Annotated in this window: 22 protein-coding genes; 13 read left to right on the forward strand and 9 right to left on the reverse strand. The window is 71.9% G+C overall.

What is annotated here, in order from left to right; translation table 11 throughout:
* Position 1 precedes the first annotated feature (1 nt).
* Genes ABTW72_RS09135 through ABTW72_RS09145 form a run of 3 tightly spaced genes read right to left on the reverse strand, consistent with a single transcriptional unit; the run spans position 2 to position 2278 of the window.
* Complete coding sequence (locus ABTW72_RS09135) at positions 2-757, reverse strand: SDR family NAD(P)-dependent oxidoreductase (protein ID WP_112585527.1); 756 nt, start codon at positions 755-757, stop codon at positions 2-4.
* Positions 750-2030 (reverse strand): AMP-binding protein, encoded by a 1281-nt coding sequence (locus tag ABTW72_RS09140; RefSeq protein ID WP_350856245.1) that lies wholly within the window; start codon positions 2028-2030, stop codon positions 750-752. The genes ABTW72_RS09135 and ABTW72_RS09140 overlap by 8 nt, the downstream gene beginning before the upstream one ends.
* Positions 2027-2278 carry an acyl carrier protein gene (locus ABTW72_RS09145; protein WP_091401397.1) on the reverse strand — a complete coding sequence of 84 codons (252 nt, stop codon included), beginning with the start codon at positions 2276-2278 and terminating at the stop codon, positions 2027-2029. Before ABTW72_RS09145 ends, ABTW72_RS09140 begins: the two co-directional genes overlap by 4 nt.
* A gap of 100 nt (positions 2279-2378) precedes the next feature.
* Between ABTW72_RS09145 and ABTW72_RS09150 the strand changes: the two genes are divergently transcribed.
* Positions 2379-2888 (forward strand): GNAT family N-acetyltransferase, encoded by a 510-nt coding sequence (locus ABTW72_RS09150; RefSeq protein WP_350856248.1) that lies wholly within the window; start codon positions 2379-2381, stop codon positions 2886-2888.
* 102 nt (positions 2889-2990) lie between these two features.
* On the opposite strand, the gene ABTW72_RS09155 is transcribed toward ABTW72_RS09150, so the two are convergent.
* Positions 2991-4727 carry a hypothetical protein gene (locus tag ABTW72_RS09155; protein ID WP_350856251.1) on the reverse strand — a complete coding sequence of 579 codons (1737 nt, stop codon included), beginning with the start codon at positions 4725-4727 and terminating at the stop codon, positions 2991-2993.
* A gap of 363 nt (positions 4728-5090) precedes the next feature.
* On the opposite strand from ABTW72_RS09155, the gene pseB reads away from it, so the two are divergent.
* From pseB to ABTW72_RS09190, 7 genes are all read left to right on the forward strand, one after another.
* Entirely contained in the window at positions 5091-6074 is a 984-nt protein-coding gene (gene pseB, locus ABTW72_RS09160; RefSeq protein ID WP_091401390.1) for a UDP-N-acetylglucosamine 4,6-dehydratase (inverting), read from the forward strand.
* Positions 6071-7228, forward strand: a complete 1158-nt coding sequence (locus ABTW72_RS09165) for a DegT/DnrJ/EryC1/StrS family aminotransferase (protein WP_350856254.1) — start codon at positions 6071-6073, stop codon at positions 7226-7228. The genes pseB and ABTW72_RS09165 overlap by 4 nt, the downstream gene beginning before the upstream one ends.
* 10 nt (positions 7229-7238) lie before the next feature.
* Positions 7239-8087: a hypothetical protein gene (locus ABTW72_RS09170; RefSeq protein ID WP_350856257.1), complete on the forward strand. Its 849-nt coding sequence runs from the start codon at positions 7239-7241 to the stop codon at positions 8085-8087.
* Complete coding sequence (locus ABTW72_RS09175) at positions 8077-9903, forward strand: class I SAM-dependent methyltransferase (RefSeq protein WP_350856259.1); 1827 nt, start codon at positions 8077-8079, stop codon at positions 9901-9903. The genes ABTW72_RS09170 and ABTW72_RS09175 overlap by 11 nt, the downstream gene beginning before the upstream one ends.
* Entirely contained in the window at positions 9900-10673 is a 774-nt protein-coding gene (locus ABTW72_RS09180; RefSeq protein ID WP_350856262.1) for a cytidylyltransferase domain-containing protein, read from the forward strand. The genes ABTW72_RS09175 and ABTW72_RS09180 overlap by 4 nt, the downstream gene beginning before the upstream one ends.
* Positions 10670-11773 (forward strand): PseG/SpsG family protein, encoded by a 1104-nt coding sequence (locus ABTW72_RS09185; RefSeq protein ID WP_350856735.1) that lies wholly within the window; start codon positions 10670-10672, stop codon positions 11771-11773. Before ABTW72_RS09180 ends, ABTW72_RS09185 begins: the two co-directional genes overlap by 4 nt.
* Positions 11774-11937: 164 nt before the next feature.
* Positions 11938-12573: an alpha-ketoglutarate-dependent dioxygenase AlkB gene (locus ABTW72_RS09190; protein ID WP_350856265.1), complete on the forward strand. Its 636-nt coding sequence runs from the start codon at positions 11938-11940 to the stop codon at positions 12571-12573.
* A gap of 13 nt (positions 12574-12586) precedes the next feature.
* Here ABTW72_RS09190 and ABTW72_RS09195 read toward each other — a convergent pair whose 3' ends face one another.
* The gene (locus tag ABTW72_RS09195; RefSeq protein WP_350856268.1) at positions 12587-15334 is read right to left on the reverse strand and encodes an AfsR/SARP family transcriptional regulator; all 2748 of its coding nucleotides are present in this window, start codon (positions 15332-15334) and stop codon (positions 12587-12589) included.
* 460 nt (positions 15335-15794) lie between these two features.
* On the opposite strand from ABTW72_RS09195, the gene ABTW72_RS09200 reads away from it, so the two are divergent.
* Positions 15795-16322: a peptidoglycan-binding domain-containing protein gene (locus ABTW72_RS09200; RefSeq protein WP_350856271.1), complete on the forward strand. Its 528-nt coding sequence runs from the start codon at positions 15795-15797 to the stop codon at positions 16320-16322.
* Positions 16323-16479: 157 nt separating this feature from the next.
* Here ABTW72_RS09200 and ABTW72_RS09205 read toward each other — a convergent pair whose 3' ends face one another.
* From ABTW72_RS09205 to ABTW72_RS09215, 3 genes are all read right to left on the reverse strand, one after another.
* The gene (locus tag ABTW72_RS09205; RefSeq protein ID WP_112699877.1) at positions 16480-16998 is read right to left on the reverse strand and encodes a TrmH family RNA methyltransferase; all 519 of its coding nucleotides are present in this window, start codon (positions 16996-16998) and stop codon (positions 16480-16482) included.
* 253 nt (positions 16999-17251) lie between these two features.
* A complete protein-coding gene (locus ABTW72_RS09210) occupies positions 17252-19735 on the reverse strand; it encodes a DNA gyrase/topoisomerase IV subunit A (RefSeq protein WP_350856274.1) in 2484 nt (827 codons plus the stop codon).
* 32 nt (positions 19736-19767) lie between these two features.
* A complete protein-coding gene (locus ABTW72_RS09215) occupies positions 19768-21825 on the reverse strand; it encodes a DNA gyrase/topoisomerase IV subunit B (RefSeq protein ID WP_350856277.1) in 2058 nt (685 codons plus the stop codon).
* 277 nt (positions 21826-22102) lie between these two features.
* Between ABTW72_RS09215 and ABTW72_RS09220 the strand changes: the two genes are divergently transcribed.
* From ABTW72_RS09220 to ABTW72_RS09230, 3 genes are all read left to right on the forward strand, one after another.
* The gene (locus ABTW72_RS09220; RefSeq protein WP_350856280.1) at positions 22103-22801 is read left to right on the forward strand and encodes a hypothetical protein; all 699 of its coding nucleotides are present in this window, start codon (positions 22103-22105) and stop codon (positions 22799-22801) included.
* Between the two features lie 195 nt (positions 22802-22996).
* A complete protein-coding gene (locus ABTW72_RS09225; protein WP_350856282.1) occupies positions 22997-24253 on the forward strand; it encodes an SGNH/GDSL hydrolase family protein in 1257 nt (418 codons plus the stop codon).
* Positions 24254-24396: 143 nt separating this feature from the next.
* Positions 24397-25260: an alpha/beta hydrolase family protein gene (locus tag ABTW72_RS09230; protein ID WP_350856285.1), complete on the forward strand. Its 864-nt coding sequence runs from the start codon at positions 24397-24399 to the stop codon at positions 25258-25260.
* A gap of 19 nt (positions 25261-25279) precedes the next feature.
* Here ABTW72_RS09230 and ABTW72_RS09235 read toward each other — a convergent pair whose 3' ends face one another.
* A complete protein-coding gene (locus ABTW72_RS09235; RefSeq protein ID WP_203149162.1) occupies positions 25280-25450 on the reverse strand; it encodes a hypothetical protein in 171 nt (56 codons plus the stop codon).
* 197 nt (positions 25451-25647) lie between these two features.
* On the opposite strand from ABTW72_RS09235, the gene ABTW72_RS09240 reads away from it, so the two are divergent.
* Positions 25648-26277 (forward strand): hypothetical protein, encoded by a 630-nt coding sequence (locus ABTW72_RS09240; RefSeq protein WP_350856288.1) that lies wholly within the window; start codon positions 25648-25650, stop codon positions 26275-26277.
* Positions 26278-26306 lie beyond the last annotated feature (29 nt).

Here is a 26306-nt window from a genome sequence, read left to right on the forward strand (position 1 = left end):
GTCAGATGGCGGCGGCACCGTCCACCACGATGACCTGGCCGTTGATGTTGGTGTGCTCCCGCAGCAGCATCCGCACGACCGGGGTGACCTCCACCGGCTCGGTCAGGTGACCGGTCGGGGTGCGGCGCACGATCTGGTCGAGCTGGGTCGGACCGAGCACGGCGGACATCTCCGAGGCGAAGAACCCGGGCGCGACCGAGTTGACCAGCATCCGGCCGCCCAGTTCGCGGGCGAGCGAGCGGGTGGCGGCGTCCATGCCGCCCTTGGTGGCCGAGTACGCGACGAGGCCGGGGAAACCGCGCTGCCCGCAGATCGAGGTGATGTTGACGATCCGCCCGCGCAGCCCCTTGGCGAGCATCCGGCGTATCACCAGCCGGGTCAGCTGTAGCGGGGCCGTCAGGTTCGTCTCGATGATCCGGGCGATGTCGTCGGCGGCGGTGTGGGCGTGCAGGGAGTCCTGCCCCATGGCGGCGTTGTTGACGATGCCGTCGATCGGGCCGAGGCGCTGCTCCACCTCGCGGACGAAGCTCTGCGCGGCGCGCAGGTCGGTGACGTCCACCGAGCCGACGTGCACCCGGTCGGGGTGCTCGGCGGCGAGCTTCTCCAACTCCGGGGTGATGGTGCGGGCGAACGCGGCCACGCGTACGCCCGCGTCGAGCAGGTCGGTGACGATGGCCAGGCCCAGGCCACGGGAACCGCCGGAGACGAGAACCACGGAGCTGGGCGGGACGAGCTGGGTGTCGGCTGGCTCAGACATCGCTCTTCAGGGTCTCCTTGACGGGAATGTCGGTCAGGACGCGAATGCGGCGCGGCACCGCGTGCTCGGGGAGCCGGTCGGCGCACCAGCGGACCAGCGCGGCCTCGTCCGGCACACCGCTGTCAGCGCCGGACGGGCCGGCAGCGGCGAGGACCACCTCGGCGACCACCATCCGCCCGAGAACCGGGGCGCGGCGGCCGGTCACCCGGGCCCAGGCCACCGCCGGATGACCGGTGAGTACGCCGCGGACCACACCGGCGGAGACCTTGCTGCCACCGACGTTGATCTCGTCGGAGTCCAGTCGGCCGGTGATCAGCACCCGGCCGTCGAGCACCTGCACCCGGTCCCCGGTGCGGATCGGGCCGGCGAGACCGGCCCCGTGGTACGGGGAGGTGACCACCAGCTCGTCGTCGCGGACCGAGAGCGTCGGCCGGCCCGGGGTTTCCCGGTCCAGCCAGTCGACCGGGAACCCGGCCCGCCCGTCGTGCACCACAATGGACGCCCCCGCCTCGGAGGACGCGTAGATCCAGGAGATCCGGGCGGTCGGGAAGACCTCCCGCAGCTGGTCCAGGATCGCCTGGTCCACCGGTTCCCCGCCGAGGGTGATCTGGCGCAGGGGCACCCGGGCCAGCGCCTCGGCGTCGCGGTAGAGGGTGCGCCGCCAGAAGGTCGGGGTGCCGGAGGCCGCGTCCACCCCGTGGGTGGCCGCGACAGTGGGCCAGTCGTCCAACTCGTCGGGCTCGACCACCACCAGGTGCTGGCCGGGCTGGGTCAGCGACAGGGTGACGACCTGCCACCAGGCGTACGTGCCGGGGGCGTACGGGCAGAGCCAGGTCCGCTCAGGCTGGTCGGCCCGCACCGTGGTCAGCGTGTCGAGGGTGTGCCCGACCCGCTTCGGACGCCCGGTGGACCCCGAGGTCAGCAGCCAGAGTCTTCCCGCCTCGGCGGCTCGCGGCCGGGCCGGTGCGCTCGGGTGCACGCCGTCGTCGTCGAGGACGCCGACGGTGAACCCGGCCGTCAGCAGCTCGGTGCGCATCACCGCGTCGACCCGACTCACGGTGCTGAGCAGCAGCTCGGTGCCGTGCACGGCGTGCTGCCGCGCCGCGGTGAGCGCGTGCACGGCCGAACGGGCGAGCACCGCCGCCGGGTCGGGCAGGGTGGGCGTCGGCAGCGAACGCCAGGTCAGCGCGGCACCACCGACGACGAGCCGGTTGTCGGCACCGGCTGGCTCCGGGCCGGCGGGGGTCGGGTGGCGCGACGTCGCGACGGTCACTGGTGTTGAAGCTCGACGAGGAAGTCGAGGACGTCCCCGACGGTGGCGATGCGACGCAGCCCGGGGGCGTCGAAGTTGAGCTCCTCCCCCGTCTCGTCCTCCACCCGCAGGGCCAGCTCGGAGAAGTCGAGCGACCGGAAGCCGATCTCCCGCAACTGCGCCGCGTCGTCCGCGGGCAGCTCCTTGTCCTGATTCTTCAGCACCTGAGCCATGAGGTCGCGGATCTGCGCGCGACTCAATTCGTTCATGCGCCGCAGTCTACAACCCAACGAATGCATATCTGATTTCCCGGTAGGCCCGGGTAAGGTGCCGGAACCCGACGTGAACGGCTAGGAAAGCGAGACGCACGTGCTGCGCGAAGCGACGACGGACGACGTTCATCTGATGTTGTCCTGGCGTAATCAGGAAACCAATCGGCAGGTCAGCAAGACCAGTCACGAGATCACTGCCGAGGAGCACGCCCGATGGTGGTCGGCGGTCCGCGCCGACCCGTCCCGGCGAGTGCTGGTGTACGTCCGCGACGACCGGCCCTGCGGTGTGGTCACCTTCTTCGACCTGCGGTTGGACGGCCCCCGCACCGGCGCGTGGGGCTTCTATCTCGACGCCGACGGGCTGGACGGGCGGGGCGAGACACTGCCGGCCTGGCTGGGGGTCATGCGGGAGGCCGTCGAGTACGCCTTCGACGGGCTGCACCTGGACCGACTCGACGGGGAGGTGCTCGGCCACAATACCGTCGTACGACAGATGAACCGGCGTTTCCGATTCGTCGAGGGAACCCCGCGACAGGAGCTGTCCGACGGCCGGGAAATCACCGTCATCCCGGTTTCTCTGGCTCGGGCAGACCGCCGCCAACGCTGATTGCCGGACCCTTTCCCGCATTGGACAGAAAGCATTAACCGACCGTGCTCCCGGTGGACATCCGCCGTTCACGAATAGCGGTGTCCACCGAAGCGCGGTGGGTCAGGCCCGCCGCCAGGCGGCCCAGTGCTGCTCCGGGTTGCCGCCGAGTCGGACGAAGCCGTACGCCGTGCCGTCCCAGTCGTCGACCTGCCCCGGTGCCCAGCGGGCGAACACGACCTGCGCCGCGGCCGGTGGCTGCCTGTCGCCGAACCACCGGACGTCGGCCCAGGTCACTTGGTGGCTGAGGTTGAACCGGAGGGTGTAGTGCACGTTGGTCGAGGCCCACACCCGCTCGCCGGGGCGTACGCCGACGTCGGCAACCCGGGGCGACGGCGCGGTGCTCGCGACGGTCGGTCGCACGATCCGTTGGTCGATCACCTGCATCGTGACGAGATTGACCACCACGACGGCACCGAGGACGGGCAGCCGCAGGCGGGGCACCCGGACCGTGGCGACGAGCAGCACGCAGCCGGCGATGCCGACCAGCGACCCGACCACCGGTCGTAACTCCCGCCAGCCCTCGGTCAACGCCGCCAGGTCCGGTGCGCTGAACCCGCCGTAGCGCAACCGGTGGCCCTGGCTGGCCACGTACGCGAGTCGGACCGCGACCAGCGCGCCGCCACCGACCAGCAGCGCCACCGCGACCGCCGCCCGGCGCAACACCACCCGCCAGCCGGCGGTGAACAGCACCCCCAGCCCGACCAGCAGCCAGAGCGGCGCCAGCATCTGCACGTAGCGGCCGTAGATCGCGTCCAGCGGCTTGCCGGTGATGCCGGACAGGATCACCGACGCGCCGCCGGCCACCCCGACGGTCACCGCCAGCGCCACGCCCATCGTCCAGCGGGCCGCGTCGCCGTGCCGCGGGCGCCACAGCTCGCGCACCGCGCCGGCCCAGGCCACCCCGGCCATTCCGAACGTGATCACCACGAGGTACCAGAGCTGGGTGGTGACCGCGGCGCTCACCCGGACCATCCCCTGGGCGGAGGTGATCGCCTCGAACGTGCCGCCGTCGGGGGTGCTGCCGAGCAGGTAGACCTTGCCGCCGAGGTGGCGGATGGCGGCCTCGTTGACGAGCGCCATGGCGAGCACCGGCAGCATCGCCGCGAGCACCACGGGCGGGCTGATCCGGCGGCGGACGAACAGCAGCAGCACCAGCCCGGCGTGCACGGCCACGATCACCAGGCCGCGGGAGTGCAGCAGGTGAAACCCGCCGACCAGCAGGCCCACGGTGGCGGCGGCGAGCGGGCCGGGCCGGGTGATCCAGCGGTGCACGGCGAGCAGCCAGGCGACCACGAGCGGCGCCAGCACCGCGTCGATCATGGCGACGCCCGCGTAGAAGGCGGTGGCCGGCAGGGTCGCCGCCGCGACCGCGCCGAGCAGCGCGTACGAGCGGCGCAGCTGGAACAGGCGGCGACCGAACAGGTACGCCAGCGGCAGCAGCGTCGAGTTCACCATCGCGTTGATCAGCTGGACGATCCGGTAGCTGTCGGTGAAGTCCCGGTCCCCGAGGAACGCCGGCGAGATCAGCATCGGGTAGCCGACCCGGCGCAGCAGGTCGTTCTCGCTGCTGAATCCCCCCGGGCCGCCGGCCAGAGCGCGCGCGGTGTTCAGGTAACTGTCCTCGTCGGTGTGCGCGATGGGCAGCACGATGTGCCGGGACCACCACATCCGCCAGGCCACGCTGAGCACCCAGCCGACGACCAGCAGTAGCGGCACCAGCCAACGTCGGGCGGGCGGGCCACTCGGCGTCTCGGCCACCACCACCGGCCGTTCGATCACGTCACTACCGGGTGCCATGAACGCCTCCAGAATTGCCGGCCGGACCGGCCCGCGCTGATCCGACAGGCCCGTCGACCGGCGTCGGTGACGCCGGGGTGGCCCGCTCGCACCGAGCCGGTGTGGATGTCGGGTGAACGTGGGACCCGGCTGCGCGCCGGGCCGCCGGGTCGTTCGCGCGGTCACTGTAACGGCCCGATCCGGCCAGGTCAGCCCACATTCGGCGCGGTCGGAAGTGTTCGCCTACGCGGTGTTCGGCATTCACGGGAGCAGAGGTTGTGGTTCACCCACGAGCGCCGAGGAGTTAACCCGCCATGGCTAGCGTGTCACCCCGGTCGGCCGGCCCAGGGCCGCTCGTTCATCCACGAACACGGGAGCACCACATTGAGTGAGTTGAATGGATCGTCCATTCTGATCACCGGGGGAACTGGTTCCTTCGGCAGGACGTTCCTCCGGCACATCCTCAACGAGGCCGACCCCGCCCGCGTGGTGGTGTTCTCCCGCGACGAGCTCAAGCAGTACGAGCTGCGCCAGCAACTTGGCGACGACCCTCGGCTGCGCTGGTTCATCGGCGACATCCGGGACCGGCACCGCCTCACCCGCGCCATGCACGGCGTCGACCACGTGGTGCACGCCGCCGCGCTGAAGCAGGTGGACACCGCGGAGTACAACCCCTCGGAGTACATCGCCACCAACATCACCGGGTCGCAGCACGTCGTCGACGCGGCGATCGAGGCCGGCGTCAGGAAGGTCATCGCGCTCTCCACCGACAAGGCGTCCAGCCCGATCAACCTGTACGGCGCGACGAAGCTGGTCGGCGACAAGCTGTTCGTCTCGGCCAACCACTACGCCGCCCAGCACCCCACCCGCTTCGCCGTGGTGCGTTACGGCAACGTGGTGGGCAGCCGCGGCTCGGTGGTCCCGCTGTTCCGCCGGCTGGCCGCCGAGGGCAAGAGCCTGCCGATCACCGACAAGCGGATGACCCGCTTCTGGATCACCCTGGACCAGGCCGTGCAGTTCGTCATGGACTCGTTCGACCAGATGCAGGGCGGCGAGCTGTTCGTGCCGCGTATCCCGAGCATGCGCATCCTCGACCTGGTCGAGGCCGTGGCCCCGGACGCCACCACTCACGAGATCGGGATCCGGCCGGGCGAGAAGCTGCACGAGGAGATGATCGCGCCCGACGACAGCCGGCGGACGCTGCGCGCCGACGGCCGGTTCATCGTCCAGCCGACCATCGCCACCTGGGGCTACCAGGCACCGGTCGACTGCGACCCGGTGCCGGACGGTTTCGCCTACCAGTCGGACACCAACGACGAATGGCTCACCGTCGAGCAGTTGCGCGACATGCTCGGCATCAACGGATGACGGGGATGCTCCCGTACGGCCGGCAGTCGATCAACGAGGACGACGTCGCGGCCGTCGCCGACGTGCTGCGCGGCGACTGGCTCACCACCGGTCCGCAGGTCGACGCCTTCGAGGCCGACCTCGCCCGGTGGACCGGCGGAGTCGGTGTGGCCGCCGTCTCCAACGGCACCGCGGCGCTGCACGTGGCGTACGCGGCGGCCGGGGTGGGGCCGGGCGACGAGGTGGTCGTCCCGCCGATGACGTTCGTGGCGACCGCCAGCAGCGCGATCGCCCTCGGCGCGAAGATCGTGTTCGCCGACGTCGACGACGAGACGTTCTGCCTCGACCCGGCGGCGGCCGCCGCCGCGGTCACGTCGCGGACGACTGTCGTCGCCGCGGTCGACTACGCCGGCCACCCCGCCGACTACGACGCGCTGCGCAAGTCGGTCGAGGGCAGCGACGCGCTGCTGCTCGCCGACGCGGCGCACTCGATCGGCGGGACGTACCACGGCCGGCCGGTCGGTTCGCTCGCCGACCTGACCACGTTCTCGTTCTTCCCCACGAAGAACCTGACCACCGCCGAGGGCGGCGCCGTCGCGGCGCTGGACCCGGAGATCCTGAGGCGGGCCCGCCGGTTCCGTGGCGTCGGTGTGGTCCGCGAACGCGACGACCTGCGTTTTCCGGATGAGGGCGGCTGGCACCAGGAGGTGCACGAGTTCGGGCTGAACTACCGGCTGCCGGACGTGCTCTGCGCCCTGGGCCGCAGCCAGCTACGTCGGCTCGGCGAGTTCACGGCCCGCCGCCGCGCCCTGGTCGCCCGCTACGACGAGGCGCTGGCCGACCTCGACGGCGTACTGCTGCCCAACCGCAGGTCGTGGGCCGATCCGGCCTGGCACCTCTACCCGATCCGGGTGCTCGACGGGCGTCGCCGCGAGGTGTACGACCGGATGCGGGCCGCCGGCATCGGCGTCCAGGTCAACTACATCCCGGTGCACTGGCACCCGGCCTTCGCCGACCTGGGTTACCGGCGCGGGTCCTGCCCGGTGGCCGAGTCGTTCTACTCCCAACAGCTGTCGCTGCCGCTGTACCCAGGGCTCAGCGACGCCGACCAGGACCGCGTCATCGACGCGCTGACCGCCGCGGTGCGGGGCGGCTCGCTGCGTTCCGCCGCCTGATGGGAACCTGATGCACCACGCCAACCACTTCTACGGCCACGCGCACGTGCTGGCCCGGTACGCCGGTCTCGGCGACCGGCACCCACCCCGGATCAACGGGTACGTGCAGCACGGCTGGAACATCGGTGACGGCCTGGCCCCCGGCCACCCGTACGCCGACCGCACCCCCAGCCTGCTCTGGTCGGAGCAGACCCGCCGCCGGGCCTGGTCGGTGGGGCGACGCAACGTGGTCGTCATCGGCGCGCCGTTCAGCTACCTGTTGGCCATGCGACCCGAGGAACCACCGGCCCAGGACCGGGAGGGCACCATCTGGTACCCGTTCCACGGCTGGGAGGGTCAACACGTCAAGGGCGACCACCGCAAACTGATCGCCCTCATCCAGGACACCGAGCCCGGCCCGGTCACGGTCTGCCTCTACTGGCACGAGTACCGGATGCGCAACGTGCGCCGGCTCTACGAGCGCGCCGGGTTCCGGGTGATCTGCCACGGGTACCGGGGACACTGGTGGAAGGACACCGATCCGGAGTTCCTCGACCGACAGCTCACCGAGCTGCGCCGTCACCGCCGGGTGGCATCCAACCGGCTGACCAGCGCGATCTTCTACGGCATCGCTGCGGGGTGCGAGCCGGCGGTCTACGGCGACCCGATGATCCTGTCCAACGAGGATCCCACCTTCGGGGGCACCGCTCGGATCCGACGGCAGTGGCCGCAGCTGCACGGCACCACTGTCGACCTGCCCACCGCGGTCGATATCGCCCGCGCCGAGCTGGGCACCGACCACCGCTGCACGCCGGCCGAGCTCCGCGAGCTGCTCGGCTGGGCGAACCTCCAGGAGGAAGAGGAAGACCGTGACGACTGAGACGGCACCCGCCGACCGGATCACCCTGCCGGGCGGCGAGATGCTGGCCTGGTCGGATCTGCCGCAGGAACGGCTGGCCAACGGTGGGCCGCTCGCCGCGCTGGCCGCCCGGTTGGTGCCGCCCGGCGCGCGGGTCCTGGTGGCCGGTCCACACGACCCGGCGCTGCTCGACCAGCTCACCCACGCCGAGGTGACCTGCCTGCTACGCAGCCACCCGGACGCGGTGGCGCTGGCGCACCGGGCCGCCCGCGTGGTGGTGGGTGGCCCGGCCGGGCTGCCCGACGACGAGACGTACGACGTGGTGATCGCCGCTGCCGGGCTGGACCCGGTGGAGTCGGTGGAGGGCACCCGGCTCGGCTGGGACGCTGTTCTGGCGCGACTCGTCGCGGCGGTGCGACCGGGTGGCGCGTTGCTGCTGCGCCTGGACAACCCCCTGGGCCTGCACCGGCTGGTCGACACCACCCCCTGGTACGCCCGCCGCGACGACTCCGCCTGGGTGATCGGCGGCGTGCTGGACCGCGCCCACCCGGCCAACCGGGACCAACTGCGCGAGCGGCTCGGCGCGGCGGGGCTGCGGCCGACCGCGTGCTGGGCCGCGTACCCCGGCGTCAGCACCCCGACGGCGCTGCTGGACGCCGACCACCTCGACCGGGACGCGGGCTCCGGCCTGTTCGAGGCGGTTCTGCACGGCGCCTGCGCCGGAGGTTTCACCAGCGCCACGGTGCTCCAGGACCCGGCCCGGCTCGCGGTGGACGCGCTGCACGCCGGGCGCGCCGCCGATCTCGCACCGGGCTGGTTGACGCTCGCCCACCGGCCCGCGGACCCCACGGACCCGAAAACGCCGACGGTCGACCGGGATCTGCCGGTGGCCCTCGTGCAGACCGGTCGCCCCGGGATCGGCGTGCTGGAGGTGCTGCACGGCCCCTCCGGTTGGCGCTGGGGGCTCATCGCGGCCACCGAAGCGACGAGGCCGGCCGTCGCGCCGTTCGCCAGCCGCGAGGCCGCGTACCGGGACGCGGACGCGCTGTCCGGACCGGTGCCGTCCGGCCGGCTGCTGCGTACCCTGCTGCTCGACGCGGCCCTGCGCCGCGACCTGGCCACCCTGCGCGCGCTGCTGCGCGGTTACGCGGGCTGGCTCGCCGATCAGGCCGACACCGACGGCCGGATCGCCGGCGCGGCGGCGCTGGCCGGCACCGACAACGTGGTGGTCGACGGCGAGCGGTACGCGGTGCTCGACCCGAGCTGGCGGGCCACCGCCGCGCTGCCCGCCGACGTGGTGCTCGCCCGCGGGCTGTGGCGCTTCGCCGCGGGCCTGCTCACCGGCGGGTACGCCCACCCGTGGCCGTCCACTCTCGACGTCGCGGGCCTGACCGTGGTGCTCGGCGGACTCGCCGGTCACGACCTCGACCGCGCGACCGTCAGCGAGGCGGTCGAGGCCGAGGCGGCCATCGCCGCCGCGTTGCACGGGCTGGACGCCGCCGGCACTGTCGACCTCGCCGCCGAACTGCATGCCGTCGCGCCGACCGATCCGCCGGTGGGCGGGCACAGCTACCAGCAGCTACGCGAGGCGTGGCTGCGCCAGCGCGAGGAACTCACCCGGTTGGCCGCGCTGACCGCGTGGACCGAGGAGTTGCTCACCTCGCGGGAACGGGCGCTGCGCCGGGCCGAGACGACGATCGGCCTGCTCAGCGGGTCGCTCAGCTACCGGGTGGGCCGGCTCGCCATCACCCCGGCCCGCCTCGCCAAGCGGGGTGCGCGCGCCGCCAAACGTCGGGCCACCGCGGTGCTGGCCCCCAAGCAGGAGGAGCAGCAGTGACCGGCGTACCGGTGCCCGGGGTCTGCGCGGACGACGCGGGGCCACGGATCGTCGGCATCGTGCAGGCGCGGATGGGTTCGTCCCGGCTGCCCGGCAAGGTGCTCCGTCCGCTCGCCGGACGCTCCGTGCTGGGCCGGGTCGTACGGGCCGCGCGGGACAGCGGCGTTCTGGCCGACCTGGTGGTCGCCACCAGCACCGACGCGGTCGACGACGCGGTGGCCGCCGAGTGCGCGCGGCTCGACGTACCGTGCCACCGCGGGCCGGTCGACGACGTGCTGGACCGGTTCGTGGGCGCCCTCGCGGCGCACCCGGGGGACGCCGTCATGCGGTTCACCGCCGACTGCCCCCTGCTCGACCCGGAGATCATCACCCTGGTCGCGTCGGTGTACCGGGCGGTCCCCGGGCTGGACTACGCCAGCACGTCGATCGCCCGGACCCTGCCCCGAGGGCTGGACGTCGAGATCATCCGAGCGGAGGCGCTGCGTACGCTGGGCCGGCTCGCCACCGACCACCACCGGGTGCACGTGACCTCCTACGCGTACACCCATCCGGAGCTGTTCCGGGTGCTCGGGGTGACGCTCACCCCGGATCGTTCCGCGCTGCGGCTCACCCTCGACACCGAGCAGGACTGGAGGCTGGTCAGCGCGATCATCGACCACTTCGGTGACGTCAGCGTGCCGCTGGCCAAGCTCGCCGACTGGCTCGACGGTCAGCCCCGGCTGCGCGCGCTCAACGCCGACGTACGACAGAAGCACCTGGAGGAGTCCTGAGCACCCTCAGGGTCGGGTTGCGTTGCGACGCCGGGCCACGGCGCGGCGTCGGCCACCTCGTCCGCTGCCTGGCGCTCGCCGAGGAGTTCCTCGCCCGCGGCGCCGACGTCACCGTGTTCGGCACCGTCGAACGGCTCGACTGGGCAACCGCGGAGCTGGCCGCGCGGGGCATCCCGCTGCTCCCTGGCCCGGACTCGGCTGCCGAACTGGTCGAGACGGCCCGCCGACACCACCTGGACGTGCTGGTCCTCGACTCCTACGAACTGGACCCGGCCGGGGCCGGCGCCCTGCGCGCCGCCGGCGTCTACACCCTCGCCATCATCGACGGCGACAGCCGGGGCCAGGTCGCGGACCTCTACCTCGACCAGAACTTCGGAGCGGAGCTGCCGGCGCCGGGGGCCGGGGCGGAACTGCCCGGGCCAGGGGCCGGGGCGGAACTGCCCGGCCGGCTGCTCGCCGGGAGCGGGTACGCCCTGCTGCGCGACACCGTGATCGGCGCTCGACCGCCGGTCGCCCCGCCCGCCACGGCGGTCAGCCGCCCCCGGGTGCTGGCCTTCTTCGGCGGCACCGACGCGGTCGGCGCGGCCCCGGTCCTGACCCGGGTGCTGGTGGCCACCGGTCATCCGATGGACCTCACGGTCATCGTCGGGCGACCCGAGATCGAGGCGGAGGTCGACGACGTCGCCCCCGGCCGGGGGCAGACCATCCGATCGGTGCCGCCCACCACCTCCCTGCCGGCACTGATCACCGAAGCGGACCTGGTGGTCAGCGCCGCCGGCACGTCCACCTGGGAACTCTGCTGCCTCGGCGCACCCAGCGCACTGGTCTGCGTGGTCGACAACCAACGTGAGTCGTACACCCGGGTGGTGCGGCACGGCCTGGCCGCCGGCCTCGGCGAGCTGCCGGAGCTGACCGCCGGTGGTGTGGCCGGACGAGCCGCCCGAGCGACGGCGGCACAGACCCTGCGTGGGCTGCTCAGCTCGCCGCAGCGGCGCGCGACGCTGGCCGCGCGCGCCTGGGCCACCGTCGACGGGCAGGGCCGGACGCGGGTGGTGGACGCCGTGTTCGACGCCGTACGCGCCGCCACCGTCCCCGGCTGACGGCGGCAGATCAAGGTCAGGGTCACGCTCGATCCTGGAAACAGTCCCCTCGAACGCGCGGGAGGCCACCACATCCAGGATCGAGCACGATCTTGCAGAGGGGTATCGGGCCCGCACCCTTCGGCGCTAGCACGGGTGTACGAAAGTGCTGCTAGGGTGGCCGTATGACGCAGGCCGCCTATCAGCCGTCGATGCTCGACCTGGCCGACGCCGGGCCAACGCTGGGGCCGCTGCCCGGCCAGATCCGCCGGCACCAGCTCAGCCGGGGCGCCTGGGTCGACCACCTCCCCGGGTGGGTGCGCGGCTCCGACACGGTCCTCGACACCCTGCTCACCGACGTGCCCTGGCGCGCCGAACGGCGCACCATGTATGACGCGGAGGTCGACGTGCCCCGCCTGCTCTGCTGGTACGACAGCGCGAGGCCACTCCCCCACCCCGTGCTCACCGCCGCGCGGGCCGCGCTCACCGAGCACTACGCGCCCGAGTTGGGCGAGCCTTTCGTCACCGCCGGCATGTGCCTCTACCGGTCCGGGCGCGACAGCGTGGCCTGGCACGGCGACACCATCGGCCGCTCGGCGCACACCGACACGGTCGTCGCGATCGTGTCGTTCGGAGCACCCCGGCCGCTGCTGCTACGCCCACGCGGCGGCGGAGAGAGCCTGCGCTTCCCGGTGGGCCACGGCGACCTGATCGTCATGGGCGGCTCCTGCCAACGCACCTGGGAACACGCCATCCCCAAGACCACCCGACCCGTGGGCCCCCGGGTGAGCGTCCAGTTCCGCCCCCACAACGTCGCCTGACTGTGGGCCTGCACTAGGGCATGATCAGACGTTCGAGGCGGCGGCGGACCTCCTCGGCTGCGGGGTCGCCCACGTCCTCGTAGATCCGGGCGGCCAGGCGCCAAGCGGCAGCGGCAGCGTTGCGGTCACCCATCCCTTCCCGGGTGTCCCCGAGTCGGATGAGGGTCTCCGCCTCGTGGTACCGGTCCGCGGAGTCGCGAAAGAGTTCGATCGCCTGCTCGTAGCAGTTGGCCGCGCGGTCGCGTTCACCGAGGCGGTCGTAGGCGAAGCCGAGGCTGTCCAGCGTCGCGGCCTGACCGTTGCGGTCGTCGGTCCGTCGTTGCTGGTCGAGGGCCTCGGTGCAGCTGGCGATGGCCTGGACATAGTCGCCGGTGGTGGCGAGCAGCCAACCGATCGCGTTGAGCGTGCGGGCTTCGCCCGCGTGATTGCCGACCAGCCGGTAGAGCCGCAGCGCCTCGCGACCGTGTGCGAGCGCCTCGTCGAGCCGGCCGTCCAGGTAGCAGAGTTCGCAGTAGTTGTGCAGCGTCTGGGCCTGGCCGATCGGGTCGCCGAGACGTTCGTGCAGCTCAAGCGCGCGCTTGAGCCGGTACTCGGCAGTGGTGCGGTCGCCCAGTCGGGTCAGCGCGCGGGAGACCAGCCGGTTGGCGACGGCCTGACCGGCGAGGTCGTCGACCTTCTCCGCGGCGCCCAGCGCGACCTCTTGGATGGCGAGCTGGTCCTGCCAGAGGCCGCGCGGCGCCACAAAGGTGGTCAGCGCCCACGCGATCTGCCAGGCGTACGTCTCGAAGCCGTTCTCGGCGGCCTGTCGGACCACCCGGACCAGCACTCGATGCTCCGCCGTGAACCAGGCGAGCGCGCCGTCGTGATCGGTCACCGACCGCCTGGCGGGTACGGGCAACGGCGGCAGCGGCTCGATCGGGGGCCACTGCGGCTGGAGTAGCCGGGCGGCCGGATAGGCGGCGTGCAGGTAGTGGTCGTACAGGCGCTGTCGGGCTGCGACGTGTTCGTCGCCGCGCTCCGACGACCGTGCGAGCTCGGCCGCATAGGCGCGCAGAAGGTCGTGGAAGGCGAACCGGCCGGGCGCGTGCTCCGCCAGCAGATGGAGCCGGGTCAGTTCCCGCAGGATCGGCGTGACGGCGGCGGCCGACACACCGGCGAGAGCCGAGGCCGCGGCGGTGGTCAGGTCCGGGCCCGGATGCAGCCCCAGCAGGGTGAACAGCCGGGCCGCGTCCACCCCCAGGGCCAGGAACGACCACGAGAAGACGCGCCGGACGTCGCCGTCGGCCAAGGCGTCCAGCCTCGCCTCGGCCGAGTGCAGTTCGGCGGCGATCGCGCTGAGCGGGAACGTGGGATGGGTCGCGGCACGCGCCGCCACTATCGACAGTGCCAGCGGAAGCCGGCCTGCGGCCTCGATGATGTCGGCCACCGCCACCGACTCGGACGCGAGCCGGCTGACCCCGAGACGCCTGGCGAGCAGGCTCCTCGACTCCTGCGCCGTGAGCACGTCCAGTGTCAACGGCGTGGCACACTCGGCGGCGATCAGGCCGCCGAGCCGGTCGCGGCTGGTGACCACGACCATGCAGCGGCCCGCACCGGGCAGCAGGGCGCGCACCTGGGCGGAGTCGCGAGCGTTGTCGAGCACCAGGAGCATCCGGCGGGAGGCCAGCAGGCTGCGGTAGAGACCAGTCCGGGCCTCCATGTCGGAGGGTATCCGGGCGTGGGCCACCCCGAGCGCTTCGAGGAAGCCGGACAGGGCGTCGGGCGGGGACACCGCGCCAGCCTCGTCGTAACCGCGAAGGTTCACATAGAGCTGGCCGTCCGGAAAGCGGTCGGCAACCCGGTGCGCCCAGTGCAACGCCAGGGCCGTCTTGCCAACTCCGGCCATGCCGGACACCACGGAGATGGCCCCGCTCGTCGACCCGTCAGCCCCGCCGTCCAGAAGCCCGTCGAGGCCCGCCAGCTCGACGCTGCGTCCGACGAACTCCGGCACCGCACGCGGCAGTTGCTCGGGGCGCTGGATGAGCGGCCCGACTGCCGTCTCCGGCGCCGGCCGGTCCGACCCCGTTGGCGGTGGCCCCGCCAGCCCCGGGCGGTGATGCAGGATGTCGTCGTACAGCGTGACGAGCTCGGGTGCGGGATCGAGGCCGGTCTCCTCCGCCAGCGTCTGTCGGGCCTGCCGGAAGGCATCCAGTGCGCCGGCCACGTCTCCGATGCGGTACAGGCCCACCATCAGCTGGCCCCACGCCCGCTGCCGCAGCGGGTGCCGGTCGAGCAGGCCGCGCAACCGGTGCACGACGTCCGCCGACGCGCCGAGCGCCAGCACCGCCTCGGCGTAGTCCTCCTCGACGAGCAGCCGCCGCTCCTCCAACTGCGCCACCCGCCGAGCCAGCGTCGAGCGCAGCGGCAGGTCGGACAGCGGCGCACCACGCCACAGGCGCACCGCGGCGGAGAGTTCGGCCTCGGCCCGGTCCAGATCGGAACTGGCGAGCGCCTCACGACCCCGCGCCGCCGCGGCGTCGAACAGGTCCACGTCCCGTTCGCCTGGGCCCACCCGCAGCAGGTAGCCGCCGGCCGCAGCGGTTATCCCATCCCAGGTCGCCCCACCGCCCAGCGACCGCCGCAACCCGCGCACATAGGTGCGCAGATTCGCGGCGGCCGACGCCGGTTCCTCGTCGCCCCACAGCATCGCGGCCAACTCGTTGGTGCCGACGACCTCATTCGGGCGCAGCAGCAGGGTCGCCAGCAGGAGACGCTGCTTCACCGAGCCCAGTGGAACCGGCCGGCCGTCGCGGTACACCCGGAACGGGCCAAGGAGTTCGAAACGCAACCAGGCACCTCACATGTGGGCGCTGCCAGTGCCGCGACGCGTACAGCACCCGGACAAGCGGGCGAGTAGATGAGCTGTGCGTGAGTTGTGCGGCGGTTGTACCGGCCCCACCGTACCTTCTCCACGGGGGGCCCGGAGCGGTGAGGACGGTTCTACCGTCCTCACCGCCCCATCCAGGAGCGCCAATCGCCAGGCCTGTTTGCACGGCGATGGCGCGAGGCAAACGGGACCGTCTGTCCACACCTGGCGCGAGGCCACCTCGCCTCGTCGTGTCAGGTCTGACACCGCCGGCAGACGCGACGCGTCCCAGCACCGTTTCCCCCTCACGAATCCCGACCAGAGGAGATACATGTCGTCGCACCGATCCACCCGCCGCGTCCTCACGAGAGTCGCGATGCCCGCCGTCGGCACGGCATTGGCCATCGGCATCAACGTCTCCATCGCCACGCCGGCCGCGGCCAGCGGCTCCTACACGGGCCGGGCGTTCGTCCATGGCACCGGCGCGGTGTCTGACGACTTCGATGACGAAGGCGTCACCAACGTCACCACGCACCGCAACTCGAACGTCGCCTGTCTGTGGCAGACCATTCTCTGGGCGAACGGCTACCTGCCCTCGTCCGGTGTCGACGGCGTCTTCGGGGACCAGACCGATGCCGCGACGAGGAACTTCCAGCGCGACAAGGGCCTCTCAGCGGATGGCTCGGCAGGCCGGAACAGCTGGACGAAGGCCGGCGACAAGCTGGTGCAGCACGACAACCAGAACGGGTGGCTGTACGTGGTGTACCACGGGGCTACGGGTTCCCGGAGCCCGTACGGCTCGCACCAATTCGTCCTACAGCGTTCGCCCGACGGTAACTACCGGTTCTACCCGCCTCAGGGCAGCGGCCCCTACTGGGCCGCCTACAACTCCCGCACCTGCTGACCTCGCCCAGAACCATGTACGGCTAAACCGGGAACCGACCCACGCGGTGACCAGCGACTCGCAAGGTAGGTCCGGACGCGACGGGACCGGTCGTCCGGGCCTACCTTGCGGTTCTCCGGCCTGATCGCCACTGGTCCAGCGGTGACCGGGCGCCGTACTACAGGAGGCCGGCCAGTTTGTAGAGGACCAGGGAGCCGGCTACCGCGACGTTCAGGCTGTGGCCGTGGCCGACCATGGGAATCTCCACCGCCGCGTCCAGTTGGTCGAGCGCCTCGGGCGGGATGCCGGTCGCCTCGTGCCCCAGCAGCACCACGGTGCGCCCCCGAGCGGCGGGCAGGTCACCGAGCCGGACGGCCTCGTCGGCCAGTTCCACCCCGAGGACCCGGGTGCCGGCGGCCCGTTCGGCGGCCAGCCATCGCAGCGGGCTGCCGACCCGGTGGACGCAGCCCGGCCGCCGCAGCGTGTTGCCCCGGGCCACGGCCTCGTCCACCCAACGAAACGGTGGCACGGCGAGGCAGGCGCCGACCGCGTCGCACGTACGCAACAGGGTGCCCAGGTTCGCGCCGTGCAGCGGCCAGAGCGGCGCGGCGATCAGGTGACCCCAACAGCGGTGTGGCCGGGGACGGCGGGCGGCGCGTAGCTCGCGCCTCGGCCGGACCCGGATGGCGGCGCTCACGCCGCGCCGGCGACTCCGCCGGACAGGAAAGAAATCATCTTGAGGGGCGCTTCGCGGTGCACCCGGACCCTCACCGACAACAGAGGCCACCACCATACCGCGCTGGCGGACGCCCCACCCCACATGATCGTGCTCGATCCAGGATCGAGTGGCATCACCGCGTCGGCGAAACCACTACTTCCAGGATCGAGCACGATCTTCGGGCCGCAGGTGCCGGGCCGGCCCCGGGGACGGCCCGACAACGCGGGTGGGGTCAGTCGCGTTCGATCAGGTGGCCTACCACCGTCGGGCCGAGCATCACCGCGAAGCCGCTGCCGTCGCGGCGTGGGTCCGCGGCGGGCAGTTCCACCGGGTCGCCGGTGGCGGTCGCGCCGACCGGTCGCGGACCAACCCAGGCGACGGCCACGTCCGTCTCACCCTTGAGGAAGCGGTGCGCGCGCACGCCGCCGGTCGCCCGGCCCTTCGCCGGGTACGCCTTGAACGGCGTCACCTTGACCGTCGCGCCGGTGGAGGTGACCACCATCGGCTCGCCATGCACCGGGTCGTCGGTGCGCACCGCGCCGAAGAACGCGACCCGCGCCCCGGTCGGCAGGTTGATGCCGGCCATACCGCCGCCCTTGAGGCCCTGCGGCCGGACCAACCCGGCGGGGAAGCGCAACAGCGACGCCTCCGAGGTGACGAAGGTCAGCGTCTCGGTGCCGTCGGTCAGCCAGGTCGCCCCGACCACCTCGTCACCGTCGCGCAGACCGATCACCTCGAACTCGTCGGAGCGCACCGGCCACTCCGGCGAGCAGATCTTCACCGCGCCCTGCCGGGTTCCCAACGCCAGCCCCGGTGAGCCCTCCGCCTGCCCGCCCAGCGGGGCCAGACCGACGACGGTCTCCCCCGCCGCCAACGGCACCAGCTCGGCCGCGGACATACCGCCACGCAGTGACACAGTGCCCGCCTGCTCGGGCAGCACCGGCAGCGGCAGGACGTCGACCTTGAACGCCCGACCGGCGCTGGTCAACAGCAGCACCCGACCACGGGCGGTGGAGTGCGCGATGGCGCGTACCGTGTCGTGCTTGACCCGGCCGTTGCGTCGGCGCCCCTCGGAGCTCTCCTCCGACTCGGCAGCGGTCCGGGCGACCAGCCCGGTCGCGGAGAGGATCACCTGGCACGGGTCGTCGGCGACCTCCAGCGGGCCGGCCGGCGCGGACGCGGCCAGCACCTCCTTCAGGTCACCGTCGACAAGCGTCGTACGGCGTTCGGTGCCGAACTGCTTGACCACGGCCGCCAACTCGTCGGAGACCACCTTCCGGAGCACCCGCTCGTCGTCGAGGATCTTGCTCAGCTCGGCGATCTCGGCGCGCAGCCGCTCCTGCTCGGCCTCCAGCTCGATCCGGTCGAACTTGGTCAGGCGGCGCAACGGAGTGTCCAGGATGTACGTGGCCTGGATGTCGGAGAGGCCGAATCGGCTCATCAGCCCGTCCTTCGCGGCCTGCGCGTCGTCGCTGCCCCGGATCAACCGGACCACCTCGTCGATGTCCAGCAGCGCGATCAGCAGACCGTCGACCAGGTGCAGCCGCTCCTGACGCTTGCGCCGACGGTACGAGGTGCGCCGGGTGACCACCTCGTACCGGTGGGCCAGGAAGACCTCCAGCAGCGCCTTGAGGCCCAGCGTGCGCGGCTGCCCGTCGACCAGGACCAGGTTGTTGACGCCGAACGACTGCTCCAGCGGGGTCAGCCGGTAGAGGTCGGCGAGCAGCGCCTGCGGGTTGACCCCGACCTTGCACTCGACGACGAGCCGGGTGCCGCTCTCCCGGTCGGTGAGGTCCTTGACGTCGGCGATGCCGGTCAGCCGCTTGGTCTTGGTGACCTCGTTGGTGATCGCGGCGATGACCTTCTCCGCACCGACACCGTAGGGCAGCTCGACCACGGTGATCGCCTGACGACCCCGGCTGCCCTCGATCGGGCCGATCTCCACCTTGCCGCGCATCCGCACCACGCCGCGCCCGGTCTCGTACGCCCGGCGCACCTCGTCCAGGCCGAGCAGCACCCCACCGGTGGGCAGGTCGGGGCCGGGGACGAACTCCATGAGTTTGTCCAGAGTGGCGTCCGGGTGGTTGATCAACCAGCGGGCCGCGGAGACGACCTCCGCCAGGTTGTGCGGGATCATGTTGGTGGCCATCCCGACCGCGATCCCGGACGCGCCGTTGACCAGCAGGTTGGGGAAGGCCGCCGGCAGCACGGTCGGCTGGGTCAGCGACCCGTCGTAGTTGGGCTCGACATCGACCGTGTCCTCGCCCAGCTCACCGACGAGCAGCATCGCCTCGCGGGACATGCGTGCTTCGGTGTACCGCGAGGCGGCCGGGCCGTCGTCGGGGCTGCCGAAGTTGCCGTGCCCGTCGATGAGCGGCACGTTGAGGGAGAAGTCCTGCGCGAGGCGGACCATGGCGTCGTAGATCGCCGTGTCCCCGTGCGGGTGGTACTTACCCATTGTGTCGCCGACAATTCGGGCAGACTTCACGTGCCCACGGTCGGGGCGGTAGCCCTGCTCGTACATCGACCAGAGGATGCGCCGGTGCACAGGCTTGAGGCCGTCGCGGGCGTCGGGCAGGGCGCGGGAGTGGATGACCGAGAACGCGTACTCCAGGTAGGAGTCGGAGACCTCGGTGACCAGCGGGTTGTCGAAGACCCGCGCGCCGGCCTGGTCGAACGAGGAGAGGTCGACCTTGTTTTCCTTACGGCGTGCCATGACTCAGCTCTCCACTGGAACGGAACGGGCGCTCATGCGTCGATCGCATCCCGGTCGACGCGGTCGGCGGAGTCGATGAGCCAGTTGCGACGAGGCTCGACCTTCTCGCCCATCAGCAGTTCGAGGATGCGTTCGGCGGCGTCGACGTCATCGAGGGTGATCCGGCGGACGGCCCGGGTCGCCGGGTTCATCGTGGTGTCCCACAACTCGTCGGCGTCCATCTCACCGAGACCCTTGAACCGTGGGATGGGCGTGACGATCTGCTTGCCGGCCTTCTCCAGCTTGCGGACCGTCGTCTCCATCTCGGCCTGGGTGTAGGTGTAGACGGTCTGCGGGCTGCGCCCCTTGGTGGTGATCTTGTGCAGGGGCGGCATCGCGGCGTAGAGCCGACCGGCCTCGATCAGCGGTCGCATGTACCGGGCGAACAGGGTGATCAGCAGCGTACGGATGTGGGCGCCGTCCACGTCGGCGTCGGCCATGATCAGCACACGGCCGTAGCGCAGCGCGGAGAGGTCGAAGGTGCGCCCCGAGCCCGCGCCGAGGACCTGCACGATGGCCGCGCACTCGGCATTGTCCAGAACCTGCTGGAGGTTGGCCTTCTGCACATTGAGGATCTTGCCGCGGATCGGCAGCAGCGCCTGGTATTCCGAGGAACGGGCCATCCGGCTCGTGCCCAGGGCGCTGTCACCCTCGACGATGAACAGCTCGCTGCGATCGATGCCGGTGGCCCGGCAGTCGACCAGCTTCGGGGGCATGGACGCGCCCTCCAGGGCGGTCTTGCGCCGCGCGGCGTCCTTCTGTTGCTTCTGGGTGAGCCGCACCCGGGCGGCGTCGACGATCTTCTGCAGGACGGTGCGCGCCTCGGCCTTGGTGCGCCGGTCCTCCAGCCAGGCCTTGATGTGCGCGTCGACCAGGGACTGGAGAACCTTGGTGATGCCGGTGGTGGAGAGCTCGTCCTTGGTCTGCGAGGTGAACTGCGGCTCGGGGATCCGCACGTGCACCACCGCCGTCATGCCCTCCAGGACGTCGTCCAGGGTGGGCGGCTCCTCCTTGGCCTTGAGTAGACCGCGGGTGTTGCGGATCGCGTCGGCGAGCGCGCGGACGAGGGCCCGCTCGAAACCCTTGCGGTGGGTGCCGCCGTGCGCGTTGCGGATGGTGTTGGTGAAGCATTCGACGGTGCGCTCGTAACCGGTGCCCCACCGGAACGCCACCTCGACCTCGGCGCGCCGCTGCACGTTGGACTGCATGACGCCGTTGGCGTCGGCGGCGTTCTCCCGGTAGGTGCCCTCGCCGTTGACCAGCAGGGTGCCGGAGACCGGCCGGTCGCCGGCCGGGGCGAGGAACTCCACCATGTCGCTGAGCCCGTTGGGGTAGTGGAACCGCTCCTCGGCGGGCGTCTCGCCGGTCAGGTCGCGCAGCAGGTAGGTCACGCCGGGGACCAGGAACGCGGTGTTGCGAAGCTTCATCCGGACGGCGTCGACGTCGAGCGCGGCGCCGGTCTCGAAGTAGCGGGCGTCGTGCCACCAGCGGATCGAGGTGCCGGTGCGCTGGCCGCGCTTCATGGCGCCGGTCACCTGGAGCCCGGGGCCGGCGGTGAAGGGGGCGTCCGGCCCGTCGCCGTCGAAGATGCCCGGGACGCCGTGCCGGAACGACATCGCGTGGATCTTGCCGGCCCGGCGGACGGTCACGTCGAAGCGGCGGGACAGCGCGTTGACCGCCGATGCGCCGACGCCGTGCAGACCGCCGGAGGTCTTGTAGCCGGAGCCGCCGAACTTGCCGCCGGCGTGCAGCCGGGTCAGCACCAGCTCGACGCCGGAGATGCCGGACTTGGCGTGCACGTCGGTGGGGATGCCGCGGCCGTCGTCGTCGACCTGCACCGAGCCGTCGGCGTGCAGGATCACCTCGACGTGGCTGGCGTGACCGGCGACACCCTCGTCGGTGGAGTTGTCGAGGATCTCGTTGACGAGGTGACCCACGCCACGGCTGTCGGTGGAACCGATGTACATGCCGGGCCGCTTGCGGACAGCGTCCAGCCCCTCAAGGTGGGTGAGGTCATCGGCCCCGTACAGGGTGTCAGGCTCTGCGGTCAACTGGTCGTACTCCCCGGTCTCGGCGGTGTGCTGCCGGTCACCGGCGACATCAGCCGGCGTGGCGCGCCGCAGCGAGCCTAGCCCGAGGCTAGGACAACCACCGGAGGACCTACGCGACCCGCCGCGCGCGCCCCTCCGGACGTGAGCCAACCGACAGCCGCCGCGTGATCATGGAAGCACGCAGAGACACCGCCACCGGTACGCTCACCCATGATCGCGGCCGGTTGAGCGCGGGGTGCATGCCGGTCCGGGTCGAGGAGATCGGGAGGCGGTCGAGGTGGACGAGACGATTCGCGAGGCGCTGCGGCGCTCGCTCGGCACGCCGGCCCGGCGGTGGCTGCTGGTGGGCACCCTGGTGGTGGGGCTGCTGGCCGCCGTGGCGCTGGTCGCGGCGGCGGATCCCGCCGACCGGACCTTCGCCGAACTCTCGGACACGGTGCAGAGCCTGCTGTCGGTCGCGACCCCGCTCTTCGGCATCATGCTGGTACGCGACCTGCGCCGGGCGCCCGTCCGCCTCCCGGTCCTGCCCACCGTGCTCGCGGTGGGGCTGCCGGCGGTCGTCATCGGCATGGCCGGTGTGCTGATCTGCGCCGCGACGCTGGCGCTGCCCCCGGCCGACGTCGCCGAGGCGCCGTGGCGGTTCGCCGGGACGGTCGCGGTGGGCAGTGTGCTGGTGCAGATCGTCGCCGGACTGGTGGGCACCGGGCTGGGCCTGTTGCTGCGCTCGGTGGTGCTGGCGTTCCTGGCCACGATCATCCTGCCGCTGGGGCTGTTCGCGCTGCTGGGCGCCGTGGACGCCCTCCGCCCGGCGCAGCCGTGGCTCACTCCGTTCGGCAGCGTGCGCAACCTGCTCTCGGGCGAGATGAGCGCCGTGGCGTGGGTGCAGTGGCTGTGCGTACTCCTGATCTGGGGTGTCGGGCTGAACGCCCTGGGCGCGGCCCTGTTGAACCGCCGCGGCCGCCCGACCGGTCGCTGACTCACGCACGATCGTCGCGGGTCGGCGCGGTCGACAAACGGAGCGCGGGTCCAATCTCGACGCGATAGCCCGTCAGTCCTACGGGCGCATGTCTTTCGTCGAACGAATCTGTTACGGGCCATTGACGCCCGTCGCGCCGGGGTGATCTGATCGCGCTCTCAGAGAATCTTTCATCTTTCGATGGTTGGGGGCCCCATGCCCAGGTTCCGGCGTACCGCGCTCGCCGCGGGACTAACGATCGCCATGGCCGCGTTGTCGACCGCCGTCGCGCTGCCCGCACCCGCGTCCGCCGCGTTGCCCACCGCAGCGGTGGCACTCGGGGACAGCTTCATCAGTGGCGAGGGCGCCGGGGCGTACACCCCGGTCGTCGACGTCAACGGAGTCAGCCAGGGCTTCCCCGGTTGGACCGCGGCGAACAACAACGCGTTCTTCTGCCACCGCTCGGCGAACGCCTCGCTCAACCAGGCCAACCTGCCCGGCATCCAGAACCGGTTCAACCTGGCCTGCTCCGGTGGTCAGCCACACGACATCGCCAACGCCTCCCAGGCGCGGACCAACGGTCGTACCGTCGCCTCACAGCTCAGTCAGCTGCGCGCCGTCGCGCAGACCCAGGACATCGACCTGGTGCTGATCGGCCTCGGTTCCAACAACAGCTCGTTCACCTTCGGCAGTGTCGCGGAGAAATGCGCCAACCGGTTCATCGCCGACGCCTGGACCGGCTGGTGGGAGTTCTGGGCGTACCTGAACGGGCCGGTGGAGCAGAAGCCGTGCAGCGACGCCGACCTGGCCACCGCCGCGCAGCTCAGCGCCGCGACCGCGGAGACCACCGCGGCCGTACGCCAGATCCTGACCACCCTCGACCAGGTGGACGCGGACGGGCAGCACCGGGTGGTGTTCCAGGACTACACGAACCCGCTGCCGCTGGACCTGAACCCGCAGTTCCACGAGGAGGACAGCCGGGACGACACCCGGGACAAGTTCCGTGACCTGGGTGCCGAGCGGTACGCGGGCGGTTGCCCGATCCACCGGGCCAGCCTGGCGCCGGGGCACCGCTTCTCGCAGGGCCTGGGCAGCATCGTGAAGTCCACCCGGGACACTCTGGCGGCCGAGTTCCCCGCCGACGAGTTGGTGTACCTGAACGTGCAGCAGGCCTTCAACGGCGCTCGGCTCTGCGAGCAGACCAGCAGCCCGAGCGGCGCGCTGGCCACTCCGATCCGGCTTCAGGACGGCGCGACTGGCACCTTCGTCACCAGCCTCGCCGGCAAGGACAAGATCGCCATCCAGCGCATCGCCAACACCTGCGTCACCTACTTCCAGACCTGCCAGGAGTCGTGGCACCCGAACGCCACCGGGCACCAGGTGCTCGGCCAGTGCCTGAGCGGCGCGGCCTCCACCAGCGCCCGTTCGGTGGCCTGCGTGCGGGCCAGCAACGGGGCGATCTCGGTCTCCTGACCGCAGCGTCCTTCGGAGGGCTCCGCCATTTGGCGGGGCCCTCCGTCGCGTCCGTCGAGCGCGGGGCGCGTCTGCCCACCGCTGTCGTGGACCCCGACGGCCTGCTGCTACCCGCCGGTAACGTCAGGCCGTAGGCTGGGCCGGTGAACGGGGACCCGGAGTACGCGCAGGAGTTCGTCGACGTCGACGGTGGCCGGTTGGGTGTACAGGTCTATCCGGAGCCGGCCGGGGTGCCGGCCGCGCCGGTGGTCGTGATCTGGCCCGCGATGGGGGTCCGGGCCCGGTACTACCGGCCCTTCGCCGCGGCTCTGCGCGCCGCCGGACTGGCAGTGGTCGTGGCCGACCTGCGTGGCACCGGGTCGAGCACGCCCGCGCCGAGCCGGGCGGACCGGCACGGTTACGCCGAACTGGCCGACGACGTCGGCGCCGTCCTGGCCGCCCTCAAGCCACGTCTGGACGGACGCACCCGACTGCTCCTCGGGCACTCGCTCGGCGGGCAGGCCGCGCTGCTGCACCTCGCCCTGCACGGCAGCGGCGAGGTGGACGGACTGGCGCTGGTGGCGGTCGGCATCCCGTACTGGCGGAGCTACCCGGGCCGTCGCGGCCTCGGCGTACTGCCCTACACCCAGGGGATCGCCGCCACGGCGGCGCTGCTCGGGGTCTGGCCGGGTTGGGGCTTCGGCGGTCGGCAGGCACGCGGCGTGATCCGCGACTGGGCCCACACCGCGCGGACCGGCCGATTCCCCCGGCTCGACGGTACGGACACCGAGGCCGCCGTCCGCGCGGTACGAACCCCGGTGCTGGCCGTCAGTGTGGACGACGACCAGTTCACCCCGCACGAGACCATGGACCACCTCTGCGCGAAGCTCGCCGACGCGCCGGTGACCAGGGAGCGGTACACAGTGGCGCAGGCCGGTACGACGTTGGACCACTTCACCTGGGTCCGCGCCGGTGTCCCGCTGGCGCGGCGGATCGCCGGTTTCGTCGGCGACCTGCCGCCCCGCTGAGCCGTACCGGCCGGTCGGCTCACTCGTCCTGGTCCAGCGGCACCAGGTCACCGTCCCGCTCCACCTGGATCTCGGCGTGCTCCTTGCGGGGTGCGACCTCTGCGGTGTTCCGGTGTGGGTCGTTGTCGGGGTGCATGAGCACCGCGTCTGTTTTGGGGGTCTTCTCCCGGCTCTCGTCCGGCTGCGACATCGCGTTCCCCTCTCGTCGGCGTCGCTCGGGATCTACCCGCCACCGGGCGAACGACTCCTGCCCGGGTCAGGTCGAGCCGCCGACGCCACGGATGTCCGGTAGTCGCCCTCCACGGCGCGGATCGGCCCGCTCGGGGCGGGGTTAGCCGCCCGACCGGCGGGTAAGCCGCACCGCCCGACACGGCGGAAGGGGATCACATGTCCGAACGGCATACCGCACTGCGCTCGATGCACGATCTGGGCCTGGCGGCCTGGTTTGGCGGCTCCCTCATGGGTGCCTTCGGCGTCAACGGCGCAGCGGCGAAAATCAGCGACTCGACCCAGCGGCTCCCGGTCGCCTCGGCCGGATGGTCCAAGTGGACACCGGTCAACGCGGCCGCGATCGGCGCGCACCTGGCCGGCGCCGTCGGCGAGTTGGTGACCGAGAGCCCACGGGTGGCGGCCCAGTCCGGCGTCGCCCGGGCCAGCGCCATCAAGACGGCGTTGACCATCGGCGCGCTGGCGGTCACCGGCTACAGCCGGTTGGTCGGCATGCGGCTGGAGAAGGCCGGCGGCCCGTCGGTGAGCGGCGCCACCGAACCGAACCACCAGACGCCGTCCAGCGTGGCCTCGTCGCAGCGGCAGATGAAGCTGCTCCAGTGGGCCATTCCGGCGCTGACCGGGACCCTGGTCGTGGTCACCGCGTACATGAGCGAGCAGCAGAAGCCCGGCCAGGTCTTCCGCGGGATGCTCGGTCGCGCTGGCGGGATGAAGGGCGCCTCGAAGACCATGATCAAGATGGCGGGAATGAGCAACGGCAAGCGGCCGATGGCGATGGCCGGACGCTGAACGTCGGGCCGGCCGGCGTCCCGCCGCCA

The sequence above is a fragment of the Micromonospora sp. NPDC127501 genome (genome assembly GCF_040302185.1).
In the GTDB taxonomy this organism is placed as follows: domain Bacteria; phylum Actinomycetota; class Actinomycetes; order Mycobacteriales; family Micromonosporaceae; genus Micromonospora.

Bases quoted from the DNA above. Each gene is read 5' to 3' on its own strand.
- ABTW72_RS09135 (WP_112585527.1), bottom strand. From the start codon at position 757: ATGTCTGAGCCAGCCGACACCCAGCTCGTCCCGCCCAGCTCCGTGGTT.
- ABTW72_RS09145 (WP_091401397.1), bottom strand. From the start codon at position 2,278: ATGAACGAATTGAGTCGCGCGCAGATCCGCGACCTCATGGCTCAGGTG.
- ABTW72_RS09155 (WP_350856251.1), bottom strand. From the start codon at position 4,727: ATGGCACCCGGTAGTGACGTGATCGAACGGCCGGTGGTGGTGGCCGAG.
- ABTW72_RS09165 (WP_350856254.1), top strand. From the start codon at position 6,071: ATGACGGGGATGCTCCCGTACGGCCGGCAGTCGATCAACGAGGACGAC.
- ABTW72_RS09170 (WP_350856257.1), top strand. From the start codon at position 7,239: ATGCACCACGCCAACCACTTCTACGGCCACGCGCACGTGCTGGCCCGG.
- ABTW72_RS09190 (WP_350856265.1), top strand. From the start codon at position 11,938: ATGACGCAGGCCGCCTATCAGCCGTCGATGCTCGACCTGGCCGACGCC.
- ABTW72_RS09200 (WP_350856271.1), top strand. From the start codon at position 15,795: ATGCCCGCCGTCGGCACGGCATTGGCCATCGGCATCAACGTCTCCATC.
- ABTW72_RS09210 (WP_350856274.1), bottom strand. From the start codon at position 19,735: ATGGCACGCCGTAAGGAAAACAAGGTCGACCTCTCCTCGTTCGACCAG.
- ABTW72_RS09225 (WP_350856282.1), top strand. From the start codon at position 22,997: ATGCCCAGGTTCCGGCGTACCGCGCTCGCCGCGGGACTAACGATCGCC.
- ABTW72_RS09235 (WP_203149162.1), bottom strand. From the start codon at position 25,450: ATGTCGCAGCCGGACGAGAGCCGGGAGAAGACCCCCAAAACAGACGCG.
- ABTW72_RS09240 (WP_350856288.1), top strand. From the start codon at position 25,648: ATGTCCGAACGGCATACCGCACTGCGCTCGATGCACGATCTGGGCCTG.